Here is a 16,873-nt window from a genome sequence, read left to right as displayed (position 1 = left end):
GCCGCCGGCGAGGAGATGCGAAACCTTGCCACCGAGTTTCATGCATTTCTCACGAGTACGGTCGAGTAGCTGAAGCACCACGTGAGACAGCCTCTAAAAGGGAATGCTGAATTCAGGAATGACGTAGTTCGTGGAACTTACGATAAATGGGCTCTCGAAATGTCACGAACATTCCCAGCCGATGCTGGTGATATTCAAGGAACTCCGACTTTGCTATTGGATGGAAGGAAAATTACTGGCCCTGATGGAAGGGCGGCGCCCGTGACTATCGAACAGTTTGACCTGGCCATCAAGGGTAAGTACCGGTAGTCCGTTAGACCAAGGTGGGGGTGCGGGCAGGTGCTCCGGTGAGGGATTCCCTCGTGAGAGAAGTGCCGGTAATGACCAAGCCGCAGCCGTGCCTGCCCGCGCCGGAACCGTTGGAGGCGTACGCCGCGTCGTTTGACGGCCTCTTCGCGCATGTCGCCCAGCGGCATGGTTTCCGTGAGTACCTCACCGGGCTGCTGGCTCCGCGCGACCGCAATAAGACGCTGACCTGCCTGGCCGGCGCGGAGCCGGTCGTCGGATCGAAGGACGCGGCCGTGCAGCGGCTACAGTTCTTCCTCTCGAAGTCCTCCTGGAACGCCGAGGAGATCAACGACCGGCGGCTTGTGCTGCTGCGCCGATCCAACCACTGCCCCGCACAAGGAGGGCATGCTGGTCATCGACGACTCCAGGGACCGCAAGTCATCCGCTGCCGCGTCACCCGACGGGCGGGCACCGGGTCTGCTGAAGATTCTGCGTACGAACGATCCGGACTACGTCCTGCTTGACGGCGCCCTCGCGGAGTGCGACCGCGTCGGCGACAGCAGGGCCGATTATTCCCACAAGCACCGCCGTCACGGCGTGAACGTGCAGGTCGTCACCGACCCGACGGGGAAGGTGCTGTGGATCTCGCTGGCGCTGCCCGGCCGGTGCCACGACCTGACCGTGGCCCGCACCCACCACATCTTCCGGATCTGCACCCGGCAGGGGTTCCCGTACTCGCTGACCGCGCCTACCAAGGTGCCGGACCGTGGGTGACCACCGGGAAGAAGCGTCCGCCCGGTGGGGAACTGACCGCAACCGAGCGCACCGTCAATCGCACTCTCGCCCAGGCCAGGGCACCGGTCGAACGGGGCGCGGCCCGGCTCAAGTCCTGGCGCATCTTCCGCAGAGCCCGCTGCAGCCCGAATCGAATGACGTCAATCGCCAAGGCCGTCCTCACCCTGGAGCAGCAACGCTGAAAACGCTCTGTGAAGGACTGTCAGTTAAGGATTGTCCCGTAACTGATCCCTAATCTCACGGCAAACGACTTCTTATCATGCCGAACAATGCAGTCAGCTCTTCTACACGCAAACGCTTAGCTGCGAGGACAAACGTAAGAAGAAACGCCGTCAACCCGATGGTCAGAGCAGCAAGGGATCCCAGCGCGCCGTTACCGGTAGATCTGAAGAACCAGAAGGCGGCGCTCCCCCCAGCAATTGCAGCGGGCACGCAAGCCATTGTTAGCCGCACATAGGTTCGCGTGACTCGGGCACCTTCCAGATTCCCGCCCAAGCGTGACTTCAAGCGCGCCCAGGCAACACGTACGCCGACTGCGTAAGCCACACCGTATCCGGCAGCCATACCGGAAACTACCCATCGGGATGGGAGAAAGGCGAAGCAGAGCGCCGCCGACAACGCATTAACCAGTGCGACGATCACAGTGTTATAGAAGGGCGTGCGAGTATCCTCGTAAGCATAGAAACCCCTGAGTACCACATATTGCATGGAATATGGAATAAGCCCCAACCCAAAGGCCATCAAGGTAATTCCGATGTTCCGTGCACCTGGACCGGAGCCAGCATACAAAAGTGTTGCTATAGGGATGCCGAGGGTGAGGAAAATGAAAGCCGATGGGACAATTGCGACTGCCGACGTACGCAATCCGTAAGTGATATCACCCCGAACAGCGGAATCGTCGCCATCATGGGCGGAGCGAGATATTCTTGGAAGGATTGCCGCCATCAAAGAGACAGTGATGATCGCCTGTGGCATCTGCCAAAGCAACAATGCGTAGTTATAGGCGGTGATACCGGTTCCGGCTTCACCTGCTAGTTCTGCTTCGGCCCCTGCGCGCGTAGCCAGTTGGGTGACAATGATCATCCCGACCTGGTTGGCAAGGACGAAGAGGAAGGTCCATTTTGCCAATCCGGCCGCTTTGCCGAGACCATGACCCTTCCAATCAAACCGAGGGCGGATCCGGAAACCGGCTTCACGCAAGTATGGAAACATTGAAAGAGCTTGCACTGCAAGACCAAGGAGGGTCCCAATCCCAAGAAGCCGCACTCCTTCCACGGTGATTGAGTTGGATTGAGTTCCATCGTAGGAGCCGAATGCCCAAATGAAGCCGACAAAAGTTGCGATGACGATGATATTATTAAGGACTGGCGTCCACATCATGGCGCCGAATTTACCTCGGGCGTTCAGGATTTGCCCAAGAACCACATGTAGCCCCATAAAGAACATTGTTGGAATGCAGTAACGCGCAAAGGCGACCGTAAGCTCAAGCTTACGCTCATCCGAGGCAAGCTCGGTAGACATCAAGCGAATCAAATATGGCGCGGCGATTACGCAGATGACTGTCACCAACGCCAATAGGGAAGCCACAATGGTTAGGAGCCGGTTAGCGTACGATTCTCCGCCGTCTTCGTCATTTTTCATAGCTCTGACGAGCTGCGGGATAAATACTGCATTAAGTGCGCCACCGCCGATCAAAACATAGATCATTGTCGGCAATACGTTCGCTACCTGGTAAGAGTCGTTGAGCGTTCCAACTCCGATTGCGGTTGCCATGACTAGCGTTCGAAGGAATCCGGTGAGCCGGGACACCATGGTGCCGGCCGCCATAAGTGCGCTAGACCTGAGCAATTTGCTCACCGGGTTGCCTTTACTCGCCCTACCTGAAGCCTCCTTGTAGCTAGCGTTCTCCGCATCGGCTACAACCGCTGAGAGCCTCATGGTGTCGTCATCTGCCAGATGTATGGGCTGCGTGCCCCCTCGCTCACCCTGTTGGTCTGTTCCTGTCCAGCGCGCCAGACCAGCCTTGTCTTCCGGCAGATCTGACCCACGGCTTGCCGAGGCAGGCCCATCGGCCCAGCCGCCATTCAGTTGGTTCATGCTTCCTCTTCTCACGCCCAGTTCACGGGCTGACCCCAGCTTCTCATCCGCTGGGGCAATCCCTCTCTTCTGGCCCAGGGTGCCCAGCCACCCGGATGTACCTCAAGTTGCGCACCCCTCATGGCAGATGGTGCAGCCTCCCCCTCCCGCACGGGTCCGGGGGAGGCTCGAGATCGACGGCGTTCCGCGACTTCTGGCGGAGGGGCACGAAGCGGTGCCCCTCCAGCGTCAGGATGTGATGGAGACGGCATCTGCTCGGCATGCGCCTCCTGCATGAGCCGCACGTCAGCGTGCTCGCGCATGCCGAGGCGAGGCTCCCGTAGGAAGTCCAAGGGCTCAATGGGTGTGGATCTGAAGCTGCGCAAAACAGATCTTCCGAACATCGCTGTGGCGCCAAGTTACCCAAGGCCGGTCAGAGATGCCTGATGGCCGGATGCTATCTCAGGAAGGCAGTTTTCAGCCTCGGAATGTCCAGTTCCAATGTTCCCAACCAGCCATCCCGCGTCGCCGAGTAAACGGCTCACAATTTCACGCCCGCCGCGCGTGAACTTAGCAATAGTGACGGGGTTCACTCGACATGGCTCCCATATCGCTTTTACCGCCCCAGTCAAAAGAGGTCAATCGCACAATGTCCGACTTTTATAGAAAGCTGGCCTTATGGTGTAGATTCCTTAATTTTCGAGATTCTTATTTCTGAGAATTTAGGCCAAGGTGCGCACTGAATCACTCAAGGCCGGATATCCCTTTCATGAGATCAACTTGCTGGCTAGGTTCGAATGCGTCGACAGTGGAGACTCAGGACCCCTCCGGATTGTCGAGCAAGTTCCACGTCTATTGCATTGGGGGAATAATGCTGAATCGCACTTCCATGACCCGAGGCGCGCTTGTCCTGCTTGCCACGTCAGCCCTTACGGCCAGCATGGCCTCGCCGGCTTCCGCCGCGGGGACAACTGCTCGTAAGAACGTAGCCACTGGGAAATGCCTGATAACCACTTCGTCAGGTGTCAGCGCGGGAAAATGCGGACCCTCCAGCGATTTTGGTGCGGATCGCTGGCGACTCACGGGTACCCAGGGAGGCACCCGTTCCTTCGTCAAGGCGGAAACAGACAACCTCTGCCTGGACTCCAATGCTGCTGGCAAGGTTTACTACCTGAGGTGCAACTGGGGGAAGTACCAGCAGTGGCGTGAGCAGTACTCGAGCGCGGGGTGGCGCTACCAGAACGTAGCGACCGGCCGCTACCTGGACTCGAACAGCGCCGGGGCCGTCTATACCAGTCCAAGCAACGGTGGGAATTACCAGCAATGGAAGATCGTCGGATAGCAAGAATTTACTCGACTCCGTAATGCTCCAAACTTGGGTTGCGTGTATGCAGCACCCGATTGAGCTTCTTTACGGAATAGGGATGCAATAACGCAGTGGGTGGAATGTCCAATTGTGCTCCGCCCGCTGCGTTTCTGTTGCTGAGGTTGAAATCGTGCTGCCGTGCTTTTGATTAGGGGAATGATGGTCAGGTGGGCCGCGGGTTCTTCCTGCGGCGAGGCTGCCTCTGTAACGTCGCCTTCAGTACCCCCGAACACCTCGTCTATCGCATCCAACACGACCTATGGCACATCCGGTGACGCGGCTCCCTCGGTACGGCTGCCTCACCAGGCCGCCTTGAGCCGTAACTCCTCGCGAAGCCGCTGGCGTTCGGCACTCGGTCAGCCCCCTTGTGGGGACTGCATTCCTTAGAAGACATTCCGGTTAAAAACCGGATAGTTCATGAGTTGTGCCAGTTTATGGGTGTTTCACCGGTTGCTCGTTTCGCGAGGTTCGAGATCATCGCGAGGCGGATCATGCTCTCGGAGTGCGCGGGTTTGGTCTCGTAGTCGCGGGCGAGTCGGCGGTGCATCATGATCCATCCGAAACTCCGCTCGACGACCCAGTGCCTGGGGATCACCGAGAAGCCTTTGACCTGCTCGTTCCGTGGGGCTACGTCGACATCGATACCGAGGGCGGCGCCGTGCTCGATGGCCTTGGTCTTGTAGCCGGTGTCGACCCATGCCTTGGTGATCGTGGGGTGGTCGGCGGCGAGCTGGGTGAGAAGTCGCTTGCTGGCCTCGTTGTCCGAGGCGCTGGCGGCGGTCACGATGACCACCAATAACAGACCGAGCGTGTCAACGACGATGCTGCGCTTGCGGCCCACGATCTTCTTCCCGGCGTCCGTGCCCCGGGTATCGGTGGGATGCCCTTCACGAGAGGGACCAGGGCCTGGTTGTCGTGCAGGTTGGCCCCGGAGATGCCGACGGATATGGGCAGACCCGTCCGATCAGTGAGCATTTTCAGGGTGGCCACTGATTGAGTGACGGTGGAGGTGCCCGCAACGCACGAGGCTCCCGTACCGTTGAGGGAGGTGTTCGACGTCTCAACTCGCTGGCTCAGGAGCCCCGTTGGTTCCCTATCCTGCCGTACTCGACCTGCCTCATGCTCTGGTCGAGTGGGTCACCATGCTCATCGTCACCCGTGAGGGTGAGCGTCGTTGCAAGCTCCCTCCGCACCAGCGTGCGCTGGTCGCCCTGGTGTACCTGCGCAAGCATGACACCCTTGTGTGCAAGGGACTTGGTGGGTCACTTGCTTCAACGGAGCTTTAGCCCCGTTCGGTCACACCTCACCTGACCAGCAGCGATACAAGATCGACTCGACCTTGCAAGAGCCCTGGCGTTCGTGCAGTCGGGATTCCTCAGCGGCCATCCACACACCGGTCAACTCGATGATGAGTTTGCCGAGTCGTCTCGGCTGGAGCCCGGTGAAGACACGCTTGGACAAGGCCGTGCGGCCCAGGTAACGCGTCACAACATCACCCAACCGCACGGCCTGCTTCATTTCCGGCCAGAGGCCCGATCGTTACCGCGCACCAAGCCGTTAGCCCTTGAGCGCCTTTTCCATGGCTACGCCGAAGTCTGCTGGAGCTATCGGAGCGTTCTCCGAACCTTCCTTGACGACTGGCTTGCCATCCATCTTCATGGTCGGGGTGCCACGGACCTCGCTCTTGGCGAACTTTCGGGACATCTCCAGGGCCCAGCTATCGAAAGTGCCCTTCTCGACTGCGTCCTGGAACTTCTTGTTGTCCTTGAGTGACGGGACCTTGTTGCCGATCTTGATGAGGTACTGGTCGTCCGCGAACTTGTCCACTGCCTCGTCGGGGTGGTTCTCCTTGGCGTACAGCGCCGTCTTGAAATCAAGGAATGCATCCGGGCTGACGTTCAGTGCGGCACCCAGCGCGGATAGGGCGTTCTTCGAGCCGCTGCCGCGCGCGCCGATAGTGCCTTGGCTCATATCGTCCCCGTCGAGGAAGGTTGCCCCGATGAACTGGACCTTGTACTTGCCAGCTTCCATGTCCTTCCTGATCTGCTCGCCGTTGGCTTGCTCGAAAGTCGAGCAGATCGGGCAGCGCGGGTCCTCGTACAGCTCCAGGGTCTTCTTGGCGCCGGCCTTGCCGACGACGACCGTGGTGCCGTTGTCGCCCGTGGTGTTCGCGGGCTTGGTGACCGAGGCGGTCTCCGCGGCCTCCCAGGCCTTGGGCTTGTTGGCCTGGACGACGAAGTAGCCGACGCCGCCGGCTATCGCGAGCACGCCCACGACGGAACCCGCGACGATCAGCTGCCGCTTGCTCCTGTCCTTCTTCGCCTGCCGCTCGCGCTCGGCGCGCAGCCGCTCGCGGGCCGCCTGCTTGTTCGCCTGGTTGTTGCGTGCGCTCATGATCGTTCCAACTCCGTGGGTACTGAAAAAAGTGGTGGGACCTGTCGGCCCGACAGGGCCTCAGGAGGCGAGTACGAGCCCGGCGGCGGGCGGCCCACGCCGTCCCACGGAGTGCACGAGATGCCGGGTGCGCAGGGCCTCGGCGGTGTGGCGCGGCGCGGTGGGCCGGTGGCCGGGGCCGCGTACCGCACGGAAACCCGCCGTCGAGGCCACCGCGAGCAGCAGCGGCCGGAAGGCGGACAGGGCCGCCGTACGCAGCAGACCCGCCAGGGCCGCCTCGCCGCGCCGCAGCCAGGCGGCGGCCAGCAGCCCGACCGACAGATGCGCCCCGAGCAGCAGCCACGGGAGCGCGGGGTCCGGCGAGGCGAGCAGCCCGGTGAGACGGTCACCGGTGTGGACGAAGGGGGCGCCGACCGGGGGCCCGCCGCAGAGCACGTCCACCCCGAAGAAGCGGAGCGCACCGGCGACGGGCCCGCCGGACGGGCCGTAACAGACATGCTGTCCGGTGGTGAAGAGGGTGTCCGCCGCCAGTTCCAGCGGCACCAGCAGGGTGGCGATGCGGCCGAAGCCGCGCTCCCGTCCCGCCAGTGCGTAGGCCAGCAGGAACACGGCGGCGCCGAGGGCGAGGACCGTGACCGGTGGCAGCGGGGCTCCGGACAGCAGCACGTGCGAACCCACGGACAGCGTCACGACGAGGGTCGTGAAGAGTGCTGCCCGCAGGGTTCTCAGCGGAGTCCTGGATATGCCCATCGGGTCGAGTGTGTCACGGGGCCTTGTCGGGGCCTGATAAGAGCCCTTGTCCACACCCGGAACGGATGGGGAGCTGTGATTTTTCCCCCGTGGGCCCCGTGGGGTCAGAGCCCCGGGATCCGGCCGTTGCGGAAGAGGTCCACGAAGATCTGGTGGTCCTGGCGGGCCCGTGCACCGTACTCGTGCGCGAACTCGACGAGGATCCGGGCGAAGCCGTCCTCGTCGGCGGCGATGGCCGCGTCGATGGCGCGCTCGGTGGAGAAGGGGACCAGCGAGTGGCCGCTCTCGTCGTCGGCGGCCGCGTGCATGGTGGCGGTCGCCCGGCCGAGGTCCGCGATCACCGCCGCGAACTCCTCCGGCTCGTCGATGTCCGACCAGTCCAGGTCCACGGCGTACGGCGAGACCTCGGCGACCAGCTGCCCCTGCCCGTCCAGTTCGGTCCAGCCGAGCCACGGGTCGGCGTTCACCTGGAGGGCGCGCTGGGAGATCACCGTGCGGTGGCCCTCGTGCTGGAAGTAGTCGCGGACGGCGCGGTCGGTGATGTGCCGGGAGACCGCCGGGGTCTGGCCCTGCTTCATGTAGATGATCACGTCGTTCTCAAGGGCGTCGCTGTTGCCTTCGAGCAGGATGTTGTACGAGGGCAGGCCGGCCGAGCCGATGCCGATGCCGCGCCGCCCGACGACGTCCTTCACCCGGTACGAGTCGGGGCGGGTCAGCGAGGACTCGGGCAGCGTCTCCAGGTAGCCGTCGAAGGCGGCGAGCACCTTGTAGCGGGTGGCCGCGTCCAGGTCGATGGAGCCGCCACCGGAGGTGAAGCGGCGCTCGAAGTCACGGATCTCGGTCATCGAGTCGAGCAGCGAGAACCGGGTCAGCGAGCGGGCCGAGCGCAGCGCTTCGAGCAGCGGGCCCTCGGCGGTGTCCAGGGTGAAGGGCGGCACCTCGTCGTTCTTGGCGCCGGTGGCGAGCTGGTGGATGCGCTCGCGGTAGGCGGCGGCGTACACCCCGACCAGTTCGCCGATCTGCTCGTCGCCGAGCGCCTTCTGGTAGCCGATCAGCGCGACCGAGGCGGCGAAGCGCTTGAGGTCCCAGAGGAACGGGCCGACGTACGCCTCGTCGAAGTCGTTGACGTTGAAGATCAGGCGGCCCTCGGCGTCCATGTACGTGCCGAAGTTCTCGGCGTGCAGGTCGCCGTGGATCCACACCCGGCTGGTCCGCTCGTCCAGGTAGGGGCCCGCGTGCTGCTCACGCTCCTGGTCGGCGTAGAACAGGGAGGCCGTGCCCCGGTAGAAGGCGAACGCGGAGGCGGCCATCTTCCGGAACTTGACCCGGAACGCGGCCGGGTCGGCGGCGAGCAGCTGCCCGAAAGCGGTGTCGAACACGGCGAGAATCTGCTCGCCGCGCTGGGCGGCATCTGTCTGCGGAACCGACATTGCCGGGGCCTCCTGGTGCATGACGTGACTGCGCGTACTGGGCATGTGGGACGGGTGGGGGAAGGGTCCCGCGACCTGTCCAACGCATGACCGTACCCCTGAGTGCCCGGGGTCCGGGTGCTCCTCGGGAGCCCCGGGTTTGTCAGTGGTGCGAAGTAGACTTCGGACCTGCTTCACCGAGCCGCCCGATCCTGTTCCACCGAGCCGCCCGATCCCGTTCCACCGGGCCGACCGATCCTGCCGCACCCACCTGCTGGATCCTGTTCGGCCCACCCGTCAGACGCCCCGCCACCTACCTGCCGCACCGGAGGCCCCCGCCGTGACCAAGCCGCCCTTTACGCACCTCCACGTCCACACGCAGTACTCCATGCTGGACGGTGCCGCGCGGCTGAAAGACATGTTCGACGCGTGCAACGAGATGGGGATGTCGCACATCGCGATGTCCGACCACGGCAACCTGCACGGGGCGTACGACTTCTTCCACACGGCGCAGAAGGCGGGCGTCACGCCGATCATCGGCATCGAGGCGTACGTCGCCCCTGAGTCCCGGCGCAACAAGCGGAAGATCAAGTGGGGTCAGCCGCACCAGAAGCGCGACGACATCTCCGGTTCCGGCGGTTACACCCACAAGACGATGTGGGCGGCGAACAGCACCGGTCTGCACAACCTCTTCAAGCTGTCCTCCGACGCGTACTCCGAGGGCTGGCTGCAGAAGTGGCCGCGCATGGACCGCGAGACCATCTCCCAGTGGTCCGAGGGCCTGATCGCCTCCACCGGCTGCCCCTCCGGCGAGCTGCAGACCCGGCTGCGCCTGGGCCAGTACGACGAGGCCAAGCAGGCCGCCTCCGACTACAAGGACATCTTCGGCGAGGGCCGGTACTTCCTGGAGCTGATGGACCACGGCATCGAGATCGAGCGCCGGGTCCGCGACGACCTCGTCAAGATCGGCAAGGAACTCGGCATTCCGCCGCTGGTCACCAACGACTCGCACTACACCTACGCCCACGAGGCGAGCGCGCACGACGCCCTGCTCTGCATCCAGACCGGCAAGAACCTCTCCGACCCGGACCGCTTCCGCTTCGACGGCACCGGCTACTACCTCAAGACCACCGACGAGATGTACGCCATCGACTCCTCGGACGCCTGGCAGGAGGGCTGCCGCAACACCCTGCTGGTCGCCGAGCAGATCGACACCACCGGGATGTTCGAGAAGCGCGACCTGATGCCGAAGTTCGACATCCCGGACGGCTTCACCGAGATCACCTGGTTCCAGGAAGAAGTCCGGGTCGGCATGGAGCGCCGCTACCCGGGCGGCGTCCCCGAGGACCGTCAGAAGCAGGCCGAGTACGAGATGGACACCATCATCTCGATGGGCTTCCCCGGATACTTCCTGGTGGTCGCCGACTTCATCATGTGGGCCAAGAACCAGGGCATCGCGGTGGGCCCCGGCCGTGGTTCGGCGGCCGGTTCGATCGTCGCGTACGCCATGGGCATCACCGACCTCGACCCGATCACCCACGGCCTGATCTTCGAGCGCTTCCTCAACCCCGAGCGCATCTCCATGCCCGACGTCGACATCGACTTCGACGAGCGCAGGCGCGTCGAAGTGATCCGGTACGTGACGGAGAAGTACGGCTCGGACAAGGTCGCCATGATCGGCACCTACGGCAAGATCAAGGCGAAGAACGCCATCAAGGACTCCGCCCGGGTCCTCGGCTACCCGTACGCCATGGGCGACCGCCTCACCAAGGCGATGCCCGCCGACGTCCTCGGCAAGGGCATCGACCTCTCCGGCATCACCGACCCCAAGCACCCCCGCTACGGCGAGGCGGGCGAGATCCGGGGGATGTACGAGAACGAGCCCGACGTCCAGAAGGTCATCGACACCGCCAAGGGCGTCGAGGGCCTGGTCCGGCAGATGGGTGTGCACGCGGCCGGCGTCATCATGTCCAGCGAGCCGATCGTCGACCACGCCCCGCTCTGGACGCGGCACACCGACGGCGTCACCATCACGCAGTGGGACTACCCGCAGTGCGAGTCGCTCGGCCTGCTCAAGATGGACTTCCTGGGCCTTCGCAACCTGACCATCATGGACGACGCCGTCAAGATGGTCCGGGCGGGCAAGGGCATCGACCTGGAGATGCTGTCCCTCCCGCTGGACGACGCCAAGACCTTCGAACTGCTCTGCCGCGGTGACACGCTCGGCGTCTTCCAGTTCGACGGCGGCCCGATGCGCTCGCTGCTCCGCCAGATGCAGCCCGACAACTTCGAGGACATTTCCGCGGTATCGGCCCTCTACCGGCCGGGCCCGATGGGCATGAACTCGCACACCAACTACGCGGAGCGCAAGAACGCCCGCCAGGAGATCACGCCGATCCACCCGGAGCTCGAAGAGCCCCTGAAGGAGACGCTGGGTCTGACCTACGGCCTCATCGTGTACCAGGAGCAGGTACAGAAGGCCGCCCAGATCATCGCCGGGTACTCGCTCGGCGAGGCCGACATCCTGCGCCGGGTGATGGGCAAGAAGAAGCCCGAGGAGCTGGCGAAGAACTTCGTCCTCTTCCAGGCCGGCGCCAAGAAGAACGGCTTCTCCGACGCGGCCATCCAGGCCCTGTGGGACGTGCTGGTCCCGTTCGCCGGATACGCGTTCAACAAGGCGCACTCCTCCGCGTACGGCCTGGTCACCTACTGGACGGCGTACCTCAAGGCCAACTACCCGGCCGAGTACATGGCCGCCCTGCTGACCTCGGTCAAGGACGACAAGGACAAGTCGGCGGTCTACCTCAACGAGTGCCGCCGGATGGGCATCAAGGTCCTCCCGCCGAACGTGAACGAGTCCGAGTCCAACTTCGCCGCCCAGGGCGACGACGTGATCCTCTTCGGCCTCACCGCCATCCGCAACGTCGGCCAGAACGTCGTGGACTCGATCATCCGGATGCGCAAGGCGAAGGGGAAGTACAGCTCCTTCCCCGACTTCCTCGACAAGGTCGAGGCCGTCGTCTGCAACAAGCGCACCGTCGAGTCCCTGATCAAGGCCGGCGCCTTCGACGAGATGGGCCACACCCGCAAGGGCCTGGTCGCGCACCACGAGCCGATGATCGACAACGTGGTGCAGGTCAAGCGCAAGGAGGCGGAGGGCCAGTTCGACCTCTTCGGCGGCGGCGAGGAGGACAGCGACGAGCCGGGCTTCGGTCTGGACATCGAGTTCTCCGACATCGAGTGGGAGAAGTCCTACCTGCTCGCCCAGGAGCGGGAGATGCTCGGGCTGTACGTCTCCGACCACCCGCTCTTCGGTCTGGAGCACGTCCTCTCGGACAAGGCGGACGCGGCGATCGCCCAGCTCACCGGCGGCGAGCACTCGGACGGCGCGGTCGTCACGGTCGGCGGCATCATCTCCGGCCTCCAGCGCAAGATGACCAAGCAGGGCAACGCCTGGGCGATCGCCACCGTGGAGGACCTCGCGGGCTCCATCGAGTGCATGTTCTTCCCGGCGACCTACCAGCTGGTCTCCACCCAGCTCGTCGAGGACACGGTGGTCTTCGTCAAGGGCCGCCTGGACAAGCGTGAGGACGTGCCGCGTCTGGTCGCCATGGAACTCCAGGTCCCCGACGTCTCCAACGCCGGGACCAACGCCCCCGTCGTCCTGACCATCCCGACCGTCAAGGTCACCCCGCCGATGATCACCAAGCTCGGGGAGATCCTGCAGAGCCACCGGGGCAACACCGAGGTCCGCATCAAGCTGCTCGGCGCCCGCAAGACCACCGTGCTGCGCCTCGACCGGCACCGGGTGACCGCCGACCCGGCGCTCTTCGGCGACCTGAAGGTGCTGCTCGGCCCCAGCTGCCTGGCGGGCTGAGTGCCGCAGCAGAAGCGGTAGCAGAAGCAGAAGCAGAAGCAGAAGCAGAAGCAGTAGCTGAGCAGCGGAGCAGCGGCTGAGCAGCGAAGCGAAGGAAGAGGCGCGTCCCCTGTGCACGGGGGACGCGCCTCTCGCTCTTTAACGGGCTATCAGTTGTGACCGAAGCGTCGCTGATGCTTGCGGGCCACGTCCGCCGGGCTGCCCTGCGCCGGGTTCTGTACCTGCGACTGCGCCTCGAAGGAACTGCTCTTCTCGGCCTGCTGCGAAGAGCGGTCCTGTTCCGAGGGCTGCTTCCGGTTGTTCTTGTTCTTGGCCATGGGATGCCTCCTGAAAGGTCTAGGTGCCAGGGCCGCGACCAGAGTCACACAGCGGGAGGTAGCTCGCATTTTGGATCATTACGGTACGAAGTCGGGCCCGAGTGGAGGTATCAGGGCGCCATCGGGAGTAACTTCGGCGGCAACTTCGCTCCCCGCCGCGCCGATGATCGAGTTCCGGCCGTTAAGCCTCGCGAGGTCGGGCAGACTCGTGAGAAACCCGTACGGCTGTCGAGCCTTGTCTCTTGTTTTCGAGTAATTCGAACCCAAATGATTTTTCCAAGGTGCCAGAAAGAGGGTGGAACGCGTGGACCGCTGCGTCGTCCTGGTGGACGCCGGCTACTTGCTGGGCGCCGCCGCGAGTCTGCTGGCCGGGGAGCCGGCCCGCTCGCGCATCACCGTCGATCATGCCGCCCTCATCCAGGGCCTGAGGGAACGCGCCGAGGCCGATACACAGCAACCGCTGCTGCGCATCTACTGGTTCGACGGCGCCCCCGACCGGGTTCCGCAGCCCGAGCACCGCAGGCTGCGGGTGATGCCCCGGGTCACCGTCCGGCTGGGCGCCCTGACCCGCAGCGACGGCCGCTGGGCCCAGAAGGGCGTGGACGCGGCCATGCACGCGGAACTCACCGAACTGGCCAGAAATCGCGCCTGTTCCGACATTGTCCTGGTCACCGGTGACGGTGATCTGCTACCCGGTCTGATGTCCGCCAAGGAGCACGGCGTCGCGGTCCACCTGTGGGCGGTGCAGGCAGCCGACGGCGACTACAACCAGTCGGAGGACCTGGTCGCCGAGGCCGACGAGCGCCGCGTGCTGGACCGGGTGTGGATCACCAGGGCGGTACGGGCCAAGGAGTACGGCGGCATCTGCGCCCCGCCGCCCGTCCCGCGCCCCGAGATCGCCGCCATCCTCTCCGCCCCGCTGCCCGAGTCCGCGCTGGCCGCCCAGGCGGAGGCCCAGGCCCGGGTGGAGGCGCAGGCCAGGGCCGACGCCGCGGCCGTCGCGCGCAACGGAACCAGCCCCGCCGAGGCGCCCGCGGCGCACACCGCCGAGACCCCCGCCGCGGGCAGCGCCAGGGGTGTCCCCACCCCCAAGGACCTGGCCGGACTGCGCGGCCCCGGCACCCAGCCCGCCCAGCACCCGCAGCACCCCCCGACCGGACCGCCCCCCAACGCCACCTTGCGCTGGTCCTCCGACAGGGGCTGGGTCGAACGCTCCGGCAACGGCTCCTCCCTGGGCGAGCCCCCCGAGACCGCCTCCCTGCCCACCCTCGCCCAGCTCACCAGCGCCGAGCAGCGCTGGGCGGACCGCGAGGAGGACATCACCACCGTCGGCGGCGACCCCTTCGAGGTGGGCCAGGTCTTCGCCCGCCGCTGGATGGAACGCCTCCCCGAACCCGGCCACACCCAGAAACTCTCCACTATGTACCCGCGCATCCCGCACCGCATCGACGGCGAACTGCTGCGCTACGCCGCCAGGTTCGGCCTGCTCGCCCACAAGGACGACCAGATCGACGAGCACGACAGGTATGCGATCCGGGCGGGATTCTGGCGCGAGATCGATGTCCGCGCGGCCGCTGAGCACGTGGTCGCCGCCGACTAGGCGACGGCCGGGGCGCGGGGCCGGTGAGAGGCCGCGGGGCGGGCACGTGCCGGGCGCCCGGAGGCACTCCCGGGACCGGGGGCAATCCGGGCGTTCGGGACCGCGTAGGCTCATGGCTCGTGAGTACGGGCGTAGCAGGGGTGACGGCGGGATCTGTGACAGCTCAGTCGCAGGGGACCTCGCGCGAGCGTGCTGTGGTGTGCGCGGTCGAGGACCTGGTGAAGGTCTATCCCGCTGCCCGGGCCCGGCGCGGTGCCCCCGCGGTGCCCGAGGTCAGGGCCAGTGACGGCATCTCCCTCACCGTGCGGCGCGGCGAGATCTTCGGCCTGCTCGGCCCCAACGGCGCCGGCAAGACCACCCTGGTGCGGCAGCTCACCGGGCTGATGCGCCCGGACTCCGGCCGGGTCGACGTCCTCGGCCACGACCTCGTGCGCCACCCCGAACGGGCCGCCAGGCTGCTCGCCTACCTCGGCCAGGAGAGCACCGCACTCGACGAGCTGACCGTGTCGCTGGCCGTGGAGACGACCGCCCGGCTGCGCGGACTGACCCTGAGGGCGGCGCGGGCCGAGCGTGACGACGTACTCGAAGAGCTGGCCCTGACCGCGATCGCCGGGAAACCCCTGAAGAAGCTGTCCGGCGGTCAGCGGCGGCTGGCCTGCTTCGCCACGGTGCTGGTGGGGGAACGGCCGGTGCTGGTCCTGGACGAGCCGACCACCGGAATGGACCCGGTCGCCCGGCGCGCGGTGTGGGCGGCCGTCGACCGGCGGCGCGCCGAGCGCGGCGCGACCGTCCTGCTGGTCACCCACAACGTCATCGAGGCCGAGACCGTCCTCGACCGGGTCGCCGTCCTGGACCACGGGCGGGTCATCGCCTGCGACACCCCCACCGGGCTCAAGGCGCAGGTCGCCGACGAGGTGCGGGTGGAGCTGGTGTGGCGGGAGCGGGCCCCGGTCGAAGTGCCCGAGGTGGCCGCGCTGCGCGGGCTCGGGGAGGACAGGGTCCAGGAATCGGGGCGCCGCTGGGTGCTCCGGCTGGCGCCCGACGAGGCACGGGCCGCGGTCGCCGCGGTCACCGGGGGTGCCGCCTTCGCCGCCCTCGACGACTTCACCCTGGCCACCCCGAGCCTGGAGGACGTCTACCTCGCGCTCGGCGGCGGGCGCACGGAAGGGCTGGTCAAGGCGTGAGTACGGTGTCGGGCGTGCGGATCGCGGTACCGGGGGCCCGGGCTCAGGAGGACGAGGCGGCCGAGCTGGCGCCCCGGGCGCGGTTCCTGCCTTCGTTGGCCGCCGTGTACCGGGCGCAGCTATCCCGGGCGCGGGTGGCGCGGATCCCGCTGCTGTTCGTGGCGACCTTCCAGTCCGTCGGGATCATGATCCTGATGCGCGGGGTGGTGGACGGCGGCGGCGAGGCGCGGGCCGTGGTGGCCGGGTCGAGTGTGCTGGTGGTCGCCTTCGTCGCGCTGAATCTGCTCGCGCAGTACTTCGGGCAGCTGCGGGCGAGCGGCGGGCTCGACCACTACGCGACGCTGCCGGTGCCGCCCGCCGCCGTGGTGCTGGGGGCGGCCGGGGCGTACGCCTCCTTCACCGTGCCGGGGACGCTGGTCACGGCCGGCGTGGGGTGTGCGCTCTTCGGGCTGCCGGTGGGCAATGTGTGGGTGCTGGCAGCGGTGATTCCGCTTGCCGGGGCGGCGCTGGCGGGGCTCGGGGCGGCGCTGGGGCTGCTGGCGCCCAGGCCCGAACTGGCCACGCTGCTCGGGCAGCTGGGCATGTCGGCGGCGCTGCTGCTCGGGGTGCTGCCCGCCGAACGGATGCCGGCGCTGATCTCGTACGCGCGCGATCTGCTGCCTTCCACGTACGGGGTCGAGGCGTTCGCCCGTACCTTCGACGCGCACCCCGACTGGGCGGCGGTCGCGCTGGACCTCTCGGTGTGCGCGGGCGTCGGCGTGGTGTCGCTGGCGGTCGCCACCTGGGCGTACCGGCGGGCCTCCGTCCGCTGAGCGCC

Annotated in this window: 11 protein-coding genes and 3 pseudogenes; 8 read left to right on the top strand and 6 right to left on the bottom strand. The window is 65.7% G+C overall.

Translation table 11 applies throughout. The features are described 5' to 3' along the window. Positions 1-81: 81 nt before the first annotated feature. From ACIA73_RS30460 to ACIA73_RS30450, 3 genes and pseudogenes are all read left to right on the top strand, one after another. Positions 82-309: a thioredoxin domain-containing protein gene (locus ACIA73_RS30460; protein WP_399442040.1), complete on the top strand. Its 228-nt coding sequence runs from the start codon at positions 82-84 to the stop codon at positions 307-309. Positions 310-380: 71 nt separating this feature from the next. Further along, positions 381-812, top strand: a complete 432-nt coding sequence (locus ACIA73_RS30455; protein ID WP_399442039.1) for a hypothetical protein — start codon at positions 381-383, stop codon at positions 810-812. Continuing rightward, a pseudogene (locus ACIA73_RS30450) lies at positions 754-1,265 on the top strand (transposase family protein); the annotation flags it as partial. The gene ACIA73_RS30455 and the pseudogene ACIA73_RS30450, both read left to right, overlap by 59 nt. Positions 1,266-1,320: 55 nt before the next feature. Here ACIA73_RS30450 and murJ read toward each other — a convergent pair. Beyond that, positions 1,321-3,180 carry a murein biosynthesis integral membrane protein MurJ gene (gene murJ / locus ACIA73_RS30445; protein WP_399442038.1) on the bottom strand — a complete coding sequence of 620 codons (1,860 nt, stop codon included), beginning with the start codon at positions 3,178-3,180 and terminating at the stop codon, positions 1,321-1,323. A gap of 1,760 nt (positions 3,181-4,940) precedes the next feature. After that, positions 4,941-5,405, bottom strand: a pseudogene (locus ACIA73_RS30440) (transposase); the annotation flags it as partial. 205 nt (positions 5,406-5,610) lie between these two features. On the opposite strand from ACIA73_RS30440, the pseudogene ACIA73_RS30435 reads away from it, so the two are divergent. Then, positions 5,611-5,799 (top strand): annotated as a pseudogene (locus ACIA73_RS30435) (IS5/IS1182 family transposase); the annotation flags it as partial. Between the two features lie 283 nt (positions 5,800-6,082). Here ACIA73_RS30435 and ACIA73_RS30430 read toward each other — a convergent pair. From ACIA73_RS30430 to ACIA73_RS30420, 3 genes are all read right to left on the bottom strand, one after another. After that, the gene (locus ACIA73_RS30430; protein WP_399442037.1) at positions 6,083-6,919 is read right to left on the bottom strand and encodes a thioredoxin domain-containing protein; all 837 of its coding nucleotides are present in this window, start codon (positions 6,917-6,919) and stop codon (positions 6,083-6,085) included. A 60-nt stretch (positions 6,920-6,979) separates the two neighbouring features. Beyond that, positions 6,980-7,669 (bottom strand): hypothetical protein, encoded by a 690-nt coding sequence (locus tag ACIA73_RS30425; RefSeq protein ID WP_399442036.1) that lies wholly within the window; start codon positions 7,667-7,669, stop codon positions 6,980-6,982. Between the two features lie 104 nt (positions 7,670-7,773). Beyond that, on the bottom strand, positions 7,774-9,099 hold the full coding sequence (locus ACIA73_RS30420) for a DUF2252 domain-containing protein (protein WP_399442035.1): 1,326 nt from the start codon (positions 9,097-9,099) through the stop codon (positions 7,774-7,776). A gap of 319 nt (positions 9,100-9,418) precedes the next feature. On the opposite strand from ACIA73_RS30420, the gene dnaE reads away from it, so the two are divergent. Continuing rightward, entirely contained in the window at positions 9,419-12,955 is a 3,537-nt protein-coding gene (dnaE, locus tag ACIA73_RS30415; protein WP_399442033.1) for a DNA polymerase III subunit alpha, read from the top strand. A gap of 149 nt (positions 12,956-13,104) precedes the next feature. Here the strand turns inward: dnaE and ACIA73_RS30410 are convergent, their stop codons facing one another. Further along, entirely contained in the window at positions 13,105-13,272 is a 168-nt protein-coding gene (locus tag ACIA73_RS30410; protein ID WP_399442031.1) for a hypothetical protein, read from the bottom strand. Positions 13,273-13,567: 295 nt separating this feature from the next. Here ACIA73_RS30410 and ACIA73_RS30405 point away from each other — a divergent pair, with 295 nt between their 5' ends. From ACIA73_RS30405 to ACIA73_RS30395, 3 genes are all read left to right on the top strand, one after another. Further along, on the top strand, positions 13,568-14,872 hold the full coding sequence (locus tag ACIA73_RS30405; protein ID WP_399442030.1) for an NYN domain-containing protein: 1,305 nt from the start codon (positions 13,568-13,570) through the stop codon (positions 14,870-14,872). A gap of 197 nt (positions 14,873-15,069) precedes the next feature. After that, on the top strand, positions 15,070-16,056 hold the full coding sequence (locus ACIA73_RS30400; protein WP_399442054.1) for an ABC transporter ATP-binding protein: 987 nt from the start codon (positions 15,070-15,072) through the stop codon (positions 16,054-16,056). Positions 16,057-16,061: 5 nt separating this feature from the next. Beyond that, the gene (locus tag ACIA73_RS30395) at positions 16,062-16,868 is read left to right on the top strand and encodes an ABC transporter permease (protein ID WP_399442053.1); all 807 of its coding nucleotides are present in this window, start codon (positions 16,062-16,064) and stop codon (positions 16,866-16,868) included. Positions 16,869-16,873 lie beyond the last annotated feature (5 nt).

It is taken from the genome of Streptomyces sp. NPDC051561, from assembly GCF_044454195.1.
Lineage (GTDB): Bacteria > Actinomycetota > Actinomycetes > Streptomycetales > Streptomycetaceae > Streptomyces.
This window is presented reverse-complemented; position numbering and strand designations above follow the sequence as displayed.